General features: G+C 70.3%; 13 protein-coding genes and 1 other RNA gene. 4 read left to right on the top strand and 10 right to left on the bottom strand.

Features of this window, described 5'->3' with window-relative positions; translation table 11 throughout:
- Window positions 1–20: 20 nt before the first annotated feature.
- The 7 genes from K0H49_RS07405 to K0H49_RS07375 all read right to left on the bottom strand — a co-directional run bounded on the left by K0H49_RS07405 (window position 21) and on the right by K0H49_RS07375 (window position 7,200).
- Window positions 21–986: a ProQ/FINO family protein gene (locus K0H49_RS07405; protein ID WP_219210751.1), complete on the bottom strand. Its 966-nt coding sequence runs from the start codon at window positions 984–986 to the stop codon at window positions 21–23.
- A gap of 55 nt (window positions 987–1,041) precedes the next feature.
- Window positions 1,042–1,677 (bottom strand): flavin reductase family protein, encoded by a 636-nt coding sequence (locus tag K0H49_RS07400; RefSeq protein WP_219210749.1) that lies wholly within the window; start codon window positions 1,675–1,677, stop codon window positions 1,042–1,044.
- A gap of 20 nt (window positions 1,678–1,697) precedes the next feature.
- On the bottom strand, window positions 1,698–2,252 hold the full coding sequence (locus tag K0H49_RS07395; RefSeq protein ID WP_219210747.1) for a VUT family protein: 555 nt from the start codon (window positions 2,250–2,252) through the stop codon (window positions 1,698–1,700).
- Window positions 2,252–3,919, bottom strand: a complete 1,668-nt coding sequence (locus K0H49_RS07390) for an NAD(P)/FAD-dependent oxidoreductase (protein ID WP_219210745.1) — start codon at window positions 3,917–3,919, stop codon at window positions 2,252–2,254. The genes K0H49_RS07395 and K0H49_RS07390 overlap by 1 nt, the downstream gene beginning before the upstream one ends.
- A 98-nt stretch (window positions 3,920–4,017) precedes the next feature.
- Entirely contained in the window at window positions 4,018–5,451 is a 1,434-nt protein-coding gene (locus K0H49_RS07385; RefSeq protein ID WP_219210743.1) for a carotenoid oxygenase family protein, read from the bottom strand.
- On the bottom strand, window positions 5,448–6,485 hold the full coding sequence (locus tag K0H49_RS07380; RefSeq protein ID WP_219210741.1) for a MerR family transcriptional regulator: 1,038 nt from the start codon (window positions 6,483–6,485) through the stop codon (window positions 5,448–5,450). Before K0H49_RS07380 ends, K0H49_RS07385 begins: the two co-directional genes overlap by 4 nt.
- Before the next feature lie 103 nt (window positions 6,486–6,588).
- Entirely contained in the window at window positions 6,589–7,200 is a 612-nt protein-coding gene (locus tag K0H49_RS07375; RefSeq protein ID WP_257624771.1) for a TetR/AcrR family transcriptional regulator, read from the bottom strand.
- A 161-nt stretch (window positions 7,201–7,361) separates the two neighbouring features.
- Here K0H49_RS07375 and K0H49_RS07370 point away from each other — a divergent pair, with 161 nt between their 5' ends.
- Entirely contained in the window at window positions 7,362–8,582 is a 1,221-nt protein-coding gene (locus K0H49_RS07370; protein WP_219210739.1) for an MFS transporter, read from the top strand.
- Between the two features lie 44 nt (window positions 8,583–8,626).
- Window positions 8,627–9,271 (top strand): hypothetical protein, encoded by a 645-nt coding sequence (locus tag K0H49_RS07365; protein ID WP_219210737.1) that lies wholly within the window; start codon window positions 8,627–8,629, stop codon window positions 9,269–9,271.
- Window positions 9,272–9,277: 6 nt separating this feature from the next.
- Here K0H49_RS07365 and cysK read toward each other — a convergent pair whose 3' ends face one another.
- Window positions 9,278–10,207 (bottom strand): cysteine synthase A, encoded by a 930-nt coding sequence (gene cysK / locus K0H49_RS07360; RefSeq protein WP_219210733.1) that lies wholly within the window; start codon window positions 10,205–10,207, stop codon window positions 9,278–9,280.
- Between the two features lie 14 nt (window positions 10,208–10,221).
- A complete protein-coding gene (locus tag K0H49_RS07355; protein ID WP_219210731.1) occupies window positions 10,222–11,148 on the bottom strand; it encodes a DMT family transporter in 927 nt (308 codons plus the stop codon).
- Between the two features lie 108 nt (window positions 11,149–11,256).
- Here K0H49_RS07355 and K0H49_RS07350 point away from each other — a divergent pair, with 108 nt between their 5' ends.
- Both K0H49_RS07350 and rnpB read left to right on the top strand, forming a co-directional pair.
- The gene (locus K0H49_RS07350) at window positions 11,257–12,042 is read left to right on the top strand and encodes an AraC family transcriptional regulator (RefSeq protein ID WP_219210729.1); all 786 of its coding nucleotides are present in this window, start codon (window positions 11,257–11,259) and stop codon (window positions 12,040–12,042) included.
- A gap of 18 nt (window positions 12,043–12,060) precedes the next feature.
- An RNA gene (rnpB, locus tag K0H49_RS07345) (RNase P RNA component class A) lies at window positions 12,061–12,428 on the top strand.
- Between the two features lie 43 nt (window positions 12,429–12,471).
- On the opposite strand, the gene K0H49_RS07340 is transcribed toward rnpB, so the two are convergent.
- The gene (locus K0H49_RS07340) at window positions 12,472–14,793 is read right to left on the bottom strand and encodes a TonB-dependent siderophore receptor (RefSeq protein WP_257624769.1); all 2,322 of its coding nucleotides are present in this window, start codon (window positions 14,791–14,793) and stop codon (window positions 12,472–12,474) included.
- Window positions 14,794–14,800 lie beyond the last annotated feature (7 nt).

The raw sequence follows: 14,800 nt of genomic DNA, 5'->3' as shown, positions 1-14,800 counted from the left end.
TTTTCATGGGCGCGGGGCGCTCAGGCGGCGGGCGTTTCCGTCGTCGATGCCGTGTCGTCGGCGACCGCGGTTTCGGGTTCGGCGGCCTTGGCGGCCTCGACTTCGGTAGCGGCCGCTGCAACGGCTGCCGCAGCCGCGCGCTTCTCGTCCTCGGCCTTGTCGCGGCGCACCCGGTTCAGCGTGCGCGAGACGTCCTTCGGGTCCATGCCGTACATGTCGGCGAACTCGGCCTCGGTCTTGCCGCTGGCCTCGAAGGCGCGCACCAGCGCTTCCCGCTTGGCGGCCTGGCGGCCCAGTTCGGCCAGCGCGTCGTCGAGCGCGGCATTCGATGCATCGTCGCGTGCGCGCACGCGCTCGGCATAGGCTTCGCGGCCGACGCCCGAGGCCTCGATCGCGGCCATGATGCGTTCGCGCAGCTGCGGGCCCAGGTCTTCCTTGCTGCGCGCCTGGCGGCGGCGGAAGGCCTCGAGGATCGCGTGGTGGATGTGCTCGGGCGCCACCGGCTCGACCGGGTTGCCCTGCAGGTCATGGCGCGGATGGCCCGCGGCCACGCATTCGAGATAACGGGTCGAACGGGCATGCAGGCCCATCGCGAGCTTCAGGTCCTCGGCCTTGAACTCGTCGCCGTGGGCGGCCAGCAGTTCCTGGTAGATGCCCAGCTTGAGCGGCAGGAAGCGCGCGCCGAAGAGCTTGGGGTAGAGCTCGAACAGGCGTTCGAGCACCGGGTGCACCTTGCGCGCGGCCTGCTGCTGCGGCTTGCGCTGGGCATTCGGCTGCTTCGCCGCCGGCTGCGCGGCTTGCTGTTCCTGTTCGGGCGCGGCTGCGCCTTCGGTCGGGCGTGCGCGCCGGCCGCGGCCGCCGCGCGAGCGGGGCGGGCGTCCGGTCGATTCCGGCTGTGCTGCGGGCGCTGCGGCGTCGGCCGCTGGCGAGGGCACGGCGACGGCTTCGGCCGGTGCGGAGGTGGTGGTTTCGGGTGCGTCTGTCATGGTTCTGTTCGGGGTGAGGGCCGCACCGAGGTGCCGCAAAGCGAAGGGCCCGCGCTCAGCGCGGACGGAACATCTTGAAGAGATTGTCGTGGGTCACGGAAAAGTAGTCGGCCGGGCCGCCTGCGCGCAGGATTGGTTCGGCCGCCGCCGTGTCGTAGATGCCGTTCTTGAGCAGGTGGCGCGCGATGTGCACGCCCACCACTTCGCCCAGCACCAGCCAGGTCTCGACGGCCTGGCCGTCGGCGCGCTGCAGTTGCACGATCTGGGTGAGCTTGCACTCGAAGGACACCGGGCTCTCGGCCACGCGCGGCGCCGCGATGCAGCGCGAGGCCACCGGCGTGAGCCCGGCGAGCTCGAACTCGTCGACCTCGGGCGGCACCGCGGCGCACGACGCGTTCATGCGCTCGGCCAGCGGCCGGGTCGCGAGGTTCCAGCCGAACTCGCCGGTCTGGCGGATGTTGTGCAGGCTGTCCTTGGCGCCGATGCTGGCGAAGCCGATGATCGGCGGCGTGTAGTTGAAGCCGTTGAAGAAGCTGTAGGGCGCGAGGTTGCGCCGGCCTTCGCTGTCCTGCGAGGAGATCCAGCCGATCGGCCGCGGCCCGACCATCGCGTTGAACGGGTCGTGCGGCAGGCCGTGGCCCTTGGCGGGTTCGTAGAAATGGAAGTCGTGGAAATCGGTCTCGTCGGCCATGGGCTTCTCCTTCCTGTGTTTCAGCGACCGGTCGCCTGTGCCGGACCCGCGCCGACCGCACGGCCGATCAGCAGCCGGAAGGGCAGCAGCATCAGCACGCCGACCGCCAGCTTCACGCCCAGGTCGCCCAGCGCCCAGGTCAGCCAGGGGCCGTCGGTGCCCGCGAAGGCGATGCCCCAGAACACCGCGCTGTCGAGCACGGCCGCGATCACCGTGGCCACCAGCGGCGCGCGCCACCAGGTGCCGCGGCGCAGCCGGTCGAAGATGCCGATGTCGAGCAGCTGCGAGGCGATGAAGGCCAGGCCCGACGCGATCGCGATGCGCGCCGGTGCGAGCGCCAGCGACGCCATCACCGCCACCGCGAAGCCGATGTACGCCACGCGGCGTGCCGGGCCGGGGCCGAAGCGGCGGTTGATCAGGTCGCTCACCAGGAAGGCCACCGGGTAGCTGAAGGCGCCCCAGGTCAGCCAGTCGTTGATCGCGAACTGCACCAGGATGTTCGAGGCCAGCACCACCGCCGCCATCGCGAGCGTGGCGCCGGCGAACTGCGCGGCGGAGGCCTTGGGAAACGCCATCACGCGGCCTTCGGCAGGCGCTCGGCGTCCTGCAGCACGGCGCGCGCCACGGCCTCGGCGACCTTGATGCCGTCGACGCCGGCCGACAGGATGCCGCCCGCGTAGCTCGCGCCTTCGCCGGCCGGGTACAGGCCGCGGGTGTTGAGGCTCTGGAAGTCCTCGCCGCGCGTGATCCGGATCGGCGACGAGGTGCGCGTCTCGACGCCGGTCAGCACCGCGTCGTGCGTGTCGAAGCCCTTGATCTTGCGGCCGAAGGCCGGGAAGGCCTCGCGCATCGCCTCGATCGCATAGGCCGGCAGGGCCTGGTGCAGGTCGGTCGGCGTCACGCCCGGCTTGTACGAGGGCACGATGCTGCCGAGCGCGGTCGAGGGCGTGCCGGCGACGAAGTCGCCCACCAGCTGCCCCGGCGCGCGGTAGTCGCTGCCGCCGAGCACGAAGGCATTGGATTCGAGCTCGCGCTGCAGCACCATGCCGGCCAGCGGCGAGCCGGTTTGGCCGTTTTCCCAACCGGGATAGTCCGTGGGCTCGATGCCCACCACGATGCCCGCATTGGCGTTGCGCTCGTTGCGCGAGTACTGGCTCATGCCGTTGGTCACGACGCGCCCCGGCTCGCTGGTGGCCGCGACCACCGTGCCGCCCGGGCACATGCAGAAGCTGTAGACCGAGCGGCCGTTGCTCGCGTGGTGCACCAGCTTGTAGTCGGCCGCGCCCAGCAGTGGATGGCCCGCATGCCGGCCCCAGCGCGCGCGATCGATCAGCCCTTGCGGGTGCTCGACGCGGAAGCCGATCGAGAAAGGCTTGGCCTCGATGTGCACGCCGCGGGCATGCAGCATCTCGAAGGTGTCGCGCGCGCTGTGGCCCAGCGCCATCACGACGTGGTCGCAGCGCAGTTCGCTCGAGGCGCCGGTCTGCTGGTCGCGCACGGTCAGGCCGCGCAGGTGGCCGTCTTCGATGTGCACGTCGGTCACGCGCTGCTCGAAGCGGATCTCGCCGCCCAGCGCCACGATCTGCTCGCGGATGTTCTCCACCACCTTCACCAGCTTGAAGGTGCCGATGTGCGGGTGCGCGACGTAGAGGATCTCCGGTGGCGCGCCGGCTTTGACGAACTCTTCCATCACCTTGCGGCCCAGGAAGCGCGGGTCCTTGATCTGGCTGTAGAGCTTGCCGTCGGAGAAGGTGCCGGCGCCGCCTTCGCCGAACTGCACGTTCGACTCGGGGTTGAGCACGCTCTTGCGCCACAGGCCCCAGGTGTCGCGGGTGCGTTGGCGCACGGTCTTGCCGCGTTCGAGCACGATGGGCTTGAAGCCCATCTTCGCCAGCATCAGCGCCGCGAAGATGCCGCAGGGGCCGAAGCCGATCACCACCGGGCGGATCGGCAACTCGGCCGGCGCCTGCGCGCTCGGCCGGTAGACCATGTCGGGCGCGGTCGTCACCCGCGGGTTGCCGGCCAGCTTGGCCAGCAGGCGCGCGTCGTCGGCCGGGTCGGCCAGCGTCACGTCGACGATGTAGACCTGCAGCAGGTCGACCTTGCGGGCGTCGAAGCTGCGCTTGTGGACGTGGATGTTGGCGATCGCTGCGGCGTCGACGCCGAGCAGGCCCTGCACGGCATGCGCGAGCGCATCGGCGGGCGGATCGAGCGGGAGCTTGATTTCTGAAAGTCTGAGCATGGGAATGGGCTTGTGGTTATCAAGCAGGGCCCGAATCTTAGACCCATTGGCCATCCCCTGGCTGACAGCCGCCTTCCGCGGCCAAGGGGCAGGCGCCTTCAGCCCCGGTCGTTCGCGCGCCAGCTGCCATGAAAGCCGAATGGCACACGGTGCGGCAGCCGGGCGATCGCCAGCGGCCCGGCATCGAGCCGCTGGGCATCGAGCACCAGCAGGTCGCTGCGCTGCTCGGCTGCGCGCCAGACCACGCTGAGCAGCCAGCCGTCGGCTTCGGGCGCGTCGGCGCTGCGTGGCACGAACACCGGCTCGGAGGCCACGTCGCCGGCAGGCAGGGTGTAAACGCGGCGTCGGCCGGTCGTGAAATCGAAGCAGGCGAGGCTGTCGTAGAGCGTGCTTTCGGCATCGCCACGCGCCCGCGGCGTCGCATGGCAGGCATAGAAGCCGTAGCGGTTGCGCAGCCCGGTGCAGCGCTCGTCGATGCGCGGGAACTCGGCCACCAGGTCGTCGAGCTGCACGCGCGCGAAGTTGGGGGCGTCGCCGGCGAGGTCGAAGGTCCAGCGCCACAGGCGCGCGGCCATGGCCTCGGGGTCGCCGGGCCGGCCTTCGGCGTCGGGCAGGCCCGGCGCCTGGTCGGCCTGCATCACGTAGGCGACCACGGTGTCGCCGTCGTCCCAGGCGTTCATCACATGGAAGACGTGGCAGGCCTCGGTCTGGAACCAGCGCATGGCCGAGGCCGGCGCGCCGCGCCGCAGCACGCCCACGTGGGTGCGCAGGCCGTCCTCCCAGGCCAGCAGCGGCTTGCCGCGCATGGCGCGGTCGACGCTCATCGTCAGCGGCATGACGGGGAACAGCACATGGCGGCTCGTGAGCATGAAGTCGTGGACCATGCTGGCGTAGGGCGCATCGAAGCTGTCGAGGCGCGTCACCCGGCACTGCGCGTCCATCACGCCGTACTGCATGGCGCGCGTGCCCGGGCCGTCGGGCGAGTAGGCGAAGAAGTGCAGCTCGCCGGTGGCCGCATCGGCCTTGGGATGGGCGGTGCAACGCGCCGCGATCCGGCCGTCGAAGTCCTGGTGGCCCCGGGATTCGAGCGTGAAGGCATCGAGCTCGAAGGGCTGGTGCGATTCCTCCAGCGCGAAGAGCCGCTCGCCGTGCCACACGATGTGGGTGTTGGCCGTGCCGCTGTTGCGACCCAGCGCCGACGGGTCGCTGGTCGCGGGGTTGCCGAAGGAGCCGAACAACGCGCGGCCGGCCTGGTGCTCGAGTTGCCACTTGGGCGTGCGCGCCCAGCGGTTGCGGTAGCGGACGCTGCCGCCGTCGATGAAGAACGCATGCACCATGCCGTCGCCCGAGAACCAGTGGTAGTGGTCGTCGCGCGGCGTGTGCTGCGGGTTGGGGCCGACGCGGTAGAGCGCGCCGGACAGGGCTGCGGGGATCTGGCCGATCAGCTCGAGGGTGTCGAGGTCGTGCTCGGTGGCGATCGGCGCGAAGTTGCCGGTGAAGAAGTGGGCGGTGGCGGGCGGGTTGGAGGTCATGCGGAGCGGTGGTCGAAAAGATTCGATGCGCGGAGGGCTGCGCCGACATAGGCCGTCAGCGCCGTGTCGATGCCCGAGCCCCGGCGCAGCTCGGGCTCGTGCTCGAAGGCGGCCTGCAGCCGGGCCTGCAGGACCGCGTCGCCACCGGCCTTGGCCAGCGACAGCGCCTGCCAGTCCGCGGCCAGCGCCTGCATCTCAGGGGCGCTCGCGGGCACGCCGCGCTGCAGGCAGTCGCGCACGCGGGCGATCAGCGCGGGCCAGTCGTCGGTGCGGTCGATGTAGTGCCGGCGCAGCAGCGTCATCTCCTCGGGGCTGCAGAAGGGCGCGTAGAGGCTCAGCCGATGGTGCGCCATGGCCAGCGAGATGAAGCGCATGGCGGCTTGGTCGACGCCGGTGAGCGCGCGCAGGCCGGGCTCGTGCCAGTGCATGGCGTAGAGCTTCATCAGCAGGCCCTCGTCGCCCCGGGCCTCGTCGAGCAGCATCGCGATCCATTGGCGCGCGAGGTCGATGGCTTCGGCGCCGTCCGGCGCGGCGCCCGTGCGCATCAGGGCCTGCAGCGTGGCGGTCAGCGCGGCCTTGTGCGCCCGCTGGGCCTCGGCCGCGGGCGGCTTCAATCGGGCGCGTTCGTCGTCGCTGAAGTACCGGGCGCCCGCGACCATGCCCTCGAGCGCGAGCAGCCACTCGTCCATGCCCGGCTCCGCCTGGGCGCGCAGCTGCGCCTGCAGTGCGATCAGGTGATCGCGCAGCGCGCTGGCCTGGCGGATCTGTTGTTCGAGCGCGCCCAGCTGCCGGGCCACGATGTCATCGATCCCGTGGGCCTCGTCGTCGAGCAGGGCCGCGATGTCGGCCAGCGACACGTCGAGCCGGCGCAGCGCCTGGATGCGGTAGAGCCGCGCGATGTCTTCGCGGCCATAGAGCCGGTAGCCGCTCGCGCCGCGCGTCGCGGGCTTGAGCAGGCCGATGTCGTCGTAGTGGTGCAGGGTGCGCACGGTCAGGCCGGTGCGCCGCGCGAGTTCGCCAATCTTCAAATGCATGCCTTCTCTCGAAAAGTTGAAGGCATCGTAGGACCTCACGTTGCGTGAGGGTCAAGACGCTTTGCGAAGAAAGATCGGCACCTTCGGCGCCGCGCAGCGCCACTCAGCGCTTGCGCGCGACGGCCGCATCCCAGAGCGTCAGGACCTGCGTGATCGCCGCGTCGAGCAGCGCATGCCGGGCGCCGTCGCGCGCGCGGATCGACAGGCCCAGCAGGAAGCTGTCGAACACCGCGGCCAGCGATTTGGCATCGGTCGTGGCCGACAGCTCGCCGCTCTTGATGCCGCGCTCCACGCAGGCGAGGAGGCCTGCGCGGGTGCGGTCGCGCGAGTCGCGCAGCGGCTGCGTGATCGTGTCCTGGCCTGGGCCGCCGACATAGGCCGCGCCCAGCGCCACCATGCAGCCGCGCGGATGGCCGGCTTCGCATTGCATCCTGGCGGAGGTGCGCAAGGCCTGCTCGATGGCGTCGCGCGGCGCCAGCGCCTTGTCGAACAGCGCCTGCGTGACCTGGCCGTGCGTGGCGAGGTAGCACGCCATGGCCTCCTGGTAGAGCGCCTCCTTCGAGCCGAAGGCCGCATAGAAGCTGGGCGCCGAGATGCCGCCGCCGATCGCGGCCTTGAGCTGGCTCAGCGAGGTCGACTCGAAGCCCTGCTCCCAGAACAAGTGCATGGCCTGGGTCAGCGCGGCATCGCGGTCGAAGCTTCGGGGGCGGCCCATCTGTGCCACGGCAGTCTCCTGGTTGCAAGTTCACTTCAATACTAGTCGATACAAAAGTCGTTGACAAGCCAGTGACAGGCGGCCTACATTTGTACCAATCGATATATATGTCGTGGCCGCAGTCCTCGCGGCTTCTCTTGCAACCCCCACTCAGGAATCCCATGTCTTCTTCCCGAACCGCGCCACCGGAGCGCATGCCCGCCAACGAGCGCGCCGAACCCCTGCCCCTGGCCGCCCTGCTGGCGCTGGCCATGACCGGCTTCATCTGCATCGTCACCGAGACCCTGCCGGCCGGCCTGCTGCCCCAGATCGTCGAGGGGTTGGGCGTGTCGCCCTCGCTGGCCGGCCAGATGGTCACGCTCTACGCGCTGGGCTCGCTGCTCGCGGCCATCCCGCTGACGATCGCCACGCGCCGCTGGCGCCGCCGCACGGTGCTGCTCGCGACCATCGTGGGTTTTCTGGTCTTCAACACGCTCACGGCCCTGTCCTCGAGCTATGCGCTCACGCTGGTGGCGCGCTTCTTCGCCGGCGCCTCGGCGGGCCTGGCCTGGGCGCTGCTTGCGGGCTATGCGCGGCGCATGGTCCCGTCGCACCAGCAGGGCCGGGCCATGGCGGTGGCGATGGTCGGCGCGCCGGTCGCGCTGTCGCTGGGTGTGCCGCTGGGCACCTGGATGGGGGCGCTGTTGGGCTGGCGCACCACCTTCGGCCTGATGTCGCTGCTAAGCCTGCTCCTGATCGGCTGGGTCGTCGCCAAGGTGCCGGACTACCCCGGCCAGGCGTCGGACGCGCAGGCCATGCCGCTGCGCCAGGTGCTCACGACCCCGGGTGTGCGTCCGGTGCTGGGCGTGGTGCTGGCCTGGATGCTCGCGCACAACCTGCTCTACACCTATGTCGCGCCCTTCGTGGCGCCCTCGGGCCTGGGCGATGCGGTCGACGTGGTGCTGTTGGTCTTCGGCGCCGCGGCGCTGCTGGGCATCTGGATCACGGGCCGCGTGGTCGACCGGCACCTGCGGCTGTCGGTGCTGGCCAGCCTGGGCGTGTTCGCGCTGGTCACGCTGCTGTTCGGACTCTTCGCGTCCCTCCCGCTCATGATCTTCGTCGGGGTCGGCATCTGGGGGGCGACCTTCGGCGGCGCGGCGACCCTGCTGCAGACGGCCCTGGCCGACACGGCCGGCGAGGGCGCGGACGTGGCGCTGTCGATGAACGTCGTGACCTGGAACAGCGCCATCGCGGGCGCCGGGGTGCTGGGCGGCGTGCTGCTGGGCAGCCTCGGTGTCGGATCCTTGCCCTGGGTGGCGCTGGTGCTGGTCGTGATCGGCTTCGCGATCGCGGCAGGGGCACGCGGGCGCGGTTTTCCGGCCCGGCGTGCGGTGAGGCGCTGACCCACCGGTCCGCGCGGCGCGGCGACAATCGAGGGCTCCCCTGAATGAACGCCCCGATGTCGCTGCCCACGTACCTGCTCCTTTCCCTTGCCGACGCTTCCACCTCCTCGGCTGCTTCGGCCGAGTCGGTGCGCTGCCTCAACAGCGCGGGCCGCTGGGCGGTTCAGGGCTTTGCGTCGGTGCCGCTGCTGGCGTGGCCGTCGGCGCAGGCCGAGGCCGCTCAGGCCGCAGCCGAACGCGCCTCGGCGGCGCGCGGCGCCGAGGTCCAGGTGGTCTCGCGCGCCGATGCCGCATGGGTCGTAGGGCGCGAGATCGTCTTCTTTACCGAAGCCCACGAGTCAGCCCTGCTGAGCGCGGCGGTCCACAGCGCGGCCAAGGCGCGCCGCCTGCACACCGAAGCCGAAAAATTCGAGGCCTTCTGCGTGATCGTGCGGGCCGCCTCGACGGCCGCGGACCAGGCGTCCTTCGCCGAGGTGGGCCGGGCGGCGGCGAAGGCGCTGCGCGCCAAGTTCGGCGGCGGCTCGATCACCTCGGCCTTTGCCTGGGTCGCGGGGCCGGCGGGCAGCGAGGCCCTGAAGAGCCTGCTCACGGGCGAAGTGGAGACCACCGGCCCGCTGTCGATCGCACAACTCGCCGAGGCGGCGGCGCTGGCGCAGAAGGCCGAGCGCCTGCGCGAACAGTCGCGCTGAAAACCCTCAGGCCGGCAGGAAGCCTTCGACCGACAGGTAGCGTTCGCCGGTGTCGTAGTTGAAGCCCAGCACCACGGCGTCGTCGGCCAGTTCGGGCAGCTTCTGTGCGATGGCGGCCAGCGTGGCGCCCGAGGAGATGCCGACCAGCGTGCCTTCCTCGCGCGCCGAGCGGCGTGCCATCTCGCGCGCCGGATCGGCATCGACCTGGATCACGCCGTCGATCAGGCCCATGTCCAGGATCTTGGGCACGAAGCCCGCGCCGATGCCCTGGATCGGGTGCGGTGCCGGGCTGCCGCCCGACAGCACCGGCGAAGCGACCGGCTCGACCGCGTAGACCTTGAGCTTCGGCCACCTGGCCTTGAGCACCTTGGCCACGCCCGTGATGTGGCCGCCCGTGCCCACGCCGGTGATGATGGCGTCCAGGCCCTCGGGGAAATCGGCCGCGATCTCCTCGGCCGTGGTGCGCACATGCACCGCCACGTTGGCCGGGTTGTTGAACTGCTGCGGCATCCAGCTGTCGGGCGTGCTCGCCACCAGCTCCTCGGCGCGCGCGATCGCGGCCTTCATGCCGCCGGCGCGCGGCGTGAGGTCGAAGGTCGCGCCGTAGGCAAGCATCAGGCGGCGGCGTTCGACCGACATCGAATCGGGCATCACCAGCACCAGCTTGTAGCCCTTGACCGCCGCGACCATCGCCAGGCCGATGCCGGTGTTGCCCGAGGTCGGTTCGATGATGGTGCCGCCGGGCTTCAGCGCGCCGGATTTCTCCGCGTCCTCGACCATCGACAGCGCGATGCGGTCCTTGATCGAGCCGCCGGGGTTGGCGCGCTCGGACTTGATCCAGACCTGCTGCGTGCCCTTGGCCGTGCCCGCGAACAGCCGCTGGATCCGGATGTGGGGCGTGCGGCCGATGGTGGCGAGGATGGTGTCGGCTTTCATGGGGGCGGTCTCCTTCAGGGTCGGTCTTTGCGGACCGCCATTGTGGCGCCGACCGGTGGCTTCCGTGCGGAGAACGGGGCTTTCCAGAGCTCGGCCAGCAGCACGCCCCCGACCGTCAGCACGCCGCCGATCGCGTGGTAGCCCTCGAGCGTCTCGCCCAGCGTGGCGGCCGCGATCAGCGCGGTGAACAGCGGCATCAGGTTGAAGAACATGCTGGTGCGGCTGGGGCCGAGCCGGCCCACCGCATGCATCCACAGCAGCGGCGCCGCCATCGAGGCGAACACGCCCGCGAACAGCACCAGCGGCAGGTTGGTGGCCGACAGGCCCATGCGCGGCGACAGCAGGTAGACCGGGAACAGCGCCACCGCGGCCACCAGCACCTGCAGGTACATCAGCTGCAGCGGCGGCACCTCGCGCAGGTTCCAGCGCTTGAGCAGCACCACGTAGAGCGAATAGGCCAGCATGGCCAGCAGCATCAGCCCGTCGCCCGGGCCGATGCCCGAGGCGAGCAGGGCGTGCAGGCTGCCTTCGCTCACCACGATCAGCACGCCGACGATCGACAGCAGCGAGCCCGCCACCGCACCCGGCGTGAGCCGCTGGCGCAGCATCGGCACCGACAGCCCGAGCACCAGCAGCGGCGTGAGCGAAGCGATGATGCCCATGTGGGTGGCGCTGGTCATGTAGGCCGCGTAGTAGGCGAGGCTCTGGTAGATCACCATGCCCAGCAGGCCCAGCACCACGATGCGGCCCAGTGCCGGGCGGATCGCCTGCCGGTTGCGCAGCGTCGCGCGCAGCGCCAGCGGCGTGAGCAGCAGCGCGGCCAGCAGCCAGCGGTAGAAGCTGATCTCGGCGGGTGCGATCACGCCCGCGGCCATCTTGCTCACGACTGTGTTGAAGGACCAGATCACCACCGCGATCAGGGGAAATGCATAGCGCCACATAGGGATTCCTTGAAGGGGTCCTATGATCGGTTCGTCTGTCCTGAGGCATATAGCGCATTCAGGACATTCAGTCCGGCGTTTCGGACCTTCTCCAACTCAGCACCCGTCATGGCCACCCAGCAGCTGCGCATCCAGGACGTCGAGGGCAAGCCCGGCCCCTTCTATTTCCGCTACGACGAGTTCGACGCGGACAGCGTGGCCGCGGCCCACAGCCACAGCTGGGGCCACCTCAACTACGCGGCCCACGGCACGCTGCAGATGGACACCGAGGGCCTGCGCATGCTGTCGCCGCCGCAGTACGCGGTCTGGATACCGCCCGACGTGGTGCACAGCTGCCACCTGCGCCATGCGATCGCCTACCGCTCGATCTACGTCGAGCGCGCGCTCTGCGCAGCGTTGCCGGCCACGCCCTGCACGGTGCGCGTGGGCCCGATCGTGCGCAGCATCCTGGCCGACTTCGCCGCGCGCGCGCTCCACGAGCCTCGCACCGAGGCCGACCTGCGGCTGGCGCACGTGGTGGTCGACCAGCTGGCCCAGGCGCCGCAGCAGCGCTGCTACCTGCCCGATGCGCAGTCGCCCGCGCTGGTCTCGGTGCTCGATGCGCTGCAGGCCGCGCCGGGCGACCACCGTTCGCTGGCCGACTGGGCGCAGCAGGTGCACGTCACCGAGCGCACGCTGGCGCGGCACTGCCAGCGCGAACTCGGGATGAGCCTGGGCGAATGGCGCCAGCGCCTGCGCTTCCTGCGTGCCGTCGACGCGCTCGAGGCCGGCCAGACGGTGCAGCAGATCGGCTTCGACCTGGGCTACGGCACCGCCTCGGCCTTCATCGCGATGTTCCAGCGCGAGGCCGGCGCCACGCCCGAGCAGTACCGAAAAGAGTTCTGCGGAATGTGAGGCGATAATCCACCGCGTGAAGCACGCCAGACCGCCGCTGGTGCAAGCCCGCAAGGGGCGACGCCGCAAGGGGTCGTGTCGAAAGACCGCACTGGAGGAACGTCCGGACTGCACAGGACAGCGCAGGAGCTAACGGCTCTCCACCGTGAGGTGAGGATCAGAGCAACAGAGACGAGTCGGTGAAGGGGCAACCCGGATCCGGGTGAAACGGGCAATCTCTGCGCGCAGCAACACCAAGTAGGCCAGTATCGAGGTGGTTCCGCTGAGCTGGCGGGTAGGTGGCATCGAGCCGTCTGGTGACAGACGGCCCAGAGTAATGGCGGTCACGCCGGCATTCCGCAAGGAGCGCCGGTGCACAGAATCCGGCTTATCGGCGCGCTTCACACTTTATTTTTCGGCCCCGCTGCCTGCGGGCCGCACGCATGCACCCTAGAACCGGTAGCGCGCCGTCACCGTCGCGCTGCGCAGGTTCCCGCGGTAGCACTCGCCGTGGTAGCAGATGGCCTTGTAGTCCTTGTCGAACAGGTTCGACACGTTGAGCGCGAGCCGCCACGGCCCCTGCTCGTAGTGCAGCGCCGCGTCGACCAGCGTCACGCCGCGCTCGAAGGACGTGTTGTATTCGTCGTTGGCGCGCCGGCCGATGTAGCGCACGCCCGCGCCCGCACCCCAACCGTTGCCCAGCGTGTAGTCGAGCCAGGCCGAGGCGGTCTGCCGAGGCACCAGCGGCGGGATCTTGCCGGCTTCGCCGGGATCGGCGCTCTCGAGCACCTTGGTGTCCATCCAGGTGTACGAGGCCAGCGCATTCAGGCCGGGGATGATCTCGGCCTTGGCCTCGAGCTCGAGGCCGCGCGAGCGCTGCCTGCCGATCTGCCGGCCTTCGAAGTTCACCGGGTCGTAGGTGACCACGTTGGTCTTGCGCAGGTCGAACACCGCGGCCGTGACCAGCGTGCGGCTGCCCTCGGGCTGGAACTTCACGCCCGCCTCGACCTGCTTGCCGCGCATCGGCTTGAACGGGTTGTTGTCCGCGTCGGCACCGCTCACGGGCAGGAACGATTCGGTGTAGCCCACATACGGCGCCCAGCCGTTGCCCGCGAGGTAGGTCAGCCCTGCGCGGCCGCTGAAGGCATCGTCGCTTTTCTTCGTGACGGTGGCGTGGAGTTGGTCGTCGGTGACCGAGCGCACATGGTCCTGGCGCCCGCCCAGCGTGACGACCCAGCGGTCCGCGAACTTGATCTGGTCCTGCGCGTAGAGGCCGATCTGCCGCGTGGTCTGCCTGTAGTGGGCCAGCGGGTCCTGCGGCGTGTCGACGTGCTGGCCATAGACCGGCGCCAGCAGGTCCAGGGCGGGCGCCGGCCCGATGAAGCGCCGTGCGGTGCCGCGCTGTTCGCTGAAGTCCACGCCGAACAGCAGCGTGTGCGCGACCTCGCCGGTGCGCAGCTTGCCCTGCACGTGGGTGTCGAGGCTGGCCTGGTTCACCGGGTCGTCCCAGGTGCGGGCGATGCGCGAGATGCTGTGTGCGTCGGCATCCACTTCGTCGACCCACACCGTGCGCCGGGTCAGTGCCACATGGCTGTAGCGGAAGTTCTGGCGCAGCGTCCAGGCGCTGTCGAGCGCGGTCTCGAAGTTGTAGCCCACGGCGCTCTGGCGCTGCTTCATGCGGCTGAAGCTGTAGTCGCCCATCTTCACGTCGGTGAGCACGTTGTTCTGGCTGAAATAGTAGGTGTCCTCCTGCGACTTGTTGTCCAGCACATTGGCGTACAGCGTCAGCGAGGTCCCGGCATGGGGCTGCCAGCGCACCGAGGGCGCGAGGTAGGTGCGCTTGCGATTGAGCTTGTGGCCGTCGGGGTAGCGGTCCTGGTCGTTGCTGTCGAGCCCCACGCCGATCAGCCGGTAGCTCCAGTCGGAATCGGCGCCGAAGCGGTCGCCGATGTCGAAGGCCAGCTGCTTGCGGTCGAAGCTGCCGACCTGCGCCTCGATCTCGCGGATCCGTTCGCCCGTGGGCTGCTTGCTCACGCGGTTGATGACCCCGGCCGCATCGCCCTGGCCGAAGGCCATCGAGGCCGGCCCGCGCAGCACCTCGACGCGTTCCAGCGCATAGGGCTCGGTCAGGAAGCGGTTGACGCCGAACAGCGCCTGCGAGAGCCCATCCAGGTAGGTGCTGTTGGAGGTGTCGAAGCCGCGCAGCAGCATCAGGTCCCAGCCGCGGTTGTCCGGGCCGTAGATGCCCACCGTGATGCCGGGGCTGTAGCGGATGGCCTCCATCACGTCCTGCACGCCGCGCGCGTCCATCTCCTCGCGGCCGATCACCGAGACCGATTGCGGCACCTCGAGCAGCGGCGTGTCGGTCTTGGTGGCCGTGGCGCTGCGCCGCGCCACGTAGCCGTTGACCGGGCCGGTGGCTGTCTCGGGGCTGGCTGCCAGCACGGTGACGGTGGCCAGCGTGGTGCCGCTCGATGCATTCGACGCGCGCTCGATCACCAGCGTGCTGCCGTCGATGCGGCCCGACAGGCCGCTGCCCTGCAGCAGCTGCGCGACGGCCGCGTTGGCGCTCAGGCTGCCCTGCACCGCACGGCCCTGCTGACCTTGCAGCAGCGCGGGTGCGGCCATCAGCTGCAGCCTGGCCTGGCGCGCCAGCTGGCCCAGCGCCTGGTCCAGCGGCTGCGCGGGGATCGCGAAGGCGATGGCCGCGCGCTGCGAGGGCGCTGGCGCAGCGCCGGTCTGGGCCTGGCCCTGCTGGGCGGCCAGGGCCATGACGGCC

Source organism: Variovorax boronicumulans (genome assembly GCF_019352895.1).
GTDB lineage: Bacteria > Pseudomonadota > Gammaproteobacteria > Burkholderiales > Burkholderiaceae_C > Variovorax > Variovorax boronicumulans_A.
Note: the sequence above shows the minus strand (reverse complement) of the source record. Positions and strands in the feature narration are given on the sequence as shown.

Coding starts and splice junctions, on each gene's coding strand:
- K0H49_RS07405 (WP_219210751.1), bottom strand. CDS start 986: ATGACAGACGCACCCGAAACCACCACCTCCGCACCGGCCGAAGCCGTC.
- K0H49_RS07400 (WP_219210749.1), bottom strand. CDS start 1,677: ATGGCCGACGAGACCGATTTCCACGACTTCCATTTCTACGAACCCGCC.
- K0H49_RS07395 (WP_219210747.1), bottom strand. CDS start 2,252: ATGGCGTTTCCCAAGGCCTCCGCCGCGCAGTTCGCCGGCGCCACGCTC.
- K0H49_RS07390 (WP_219210745.1), bottom strand. CDS start 3,919: ATGCTCAGACTTTCAGAAATCAAGCTCCCGCTCGATCCGCCCGCCGAT.
- K0H49_RS07385 (WP_219210743.1), bottom strand. CDS start 5,451: ATGACCTCCAACCCGCCCGCCACCGCCCACTTCTTCACCGGCAACTTC.
- K0H49_RS07380 (WP_219210741.1), bottom strand. CDS start 6,485: ATGCATTTGAAGATTGGCGAACTCGCGCGGCGCACCGGCCTGACCGTG.
- K0H49_RS07375 (WP_257624771.1), bottom strand. CDS start 7,200: ATGGGCCGCCCCCGAAGCTTCGACCGCGATGCCGCGCTGACCCAGGCC.
- K0H49_RS07370 (WP_219210739.1), top strand. CDS start 7,362: ATGTCTTCTTCCCGAACCGCGCCACCGGAGCGCATGCCCGCCAACGAG.
- K0H49_RS07365 (WP_219210737.1), top strand. CDS start 8,627: ATGAACGCCCCGATGTCGCTGCCCACGTACCTGCTCCTTTCCCTTGCC.
- cysK (WP_219210733.1), bottom strand. CDS start 10,207: ATGAAAGCCGACACCATCCTCGCCACCATCGGCCGCACGCCCCACATC.
- K0H49_RS07355 (WP_219210731.1), bottom strand. CDS start 11,148: ATGTGGCGCTATGCATTTCCCCTGATCGCGGTGGTGATCTGGTCCTTC.
- K0H49_RS07350 (WP_219210729.1), top strand. CDS start 11,257: ATGGCCACCCAGCAGCTGCGCATCCAGGACGTCGAGGGCAAGCCCGGC.
- K0H49_RS07340 (WP_257624769.1), bottom strand. CDS start 14,793: ATGGCCCTGGCCGCCCAGCAGGGCCAGGCCCAGACCGGCGCTGCGCCA.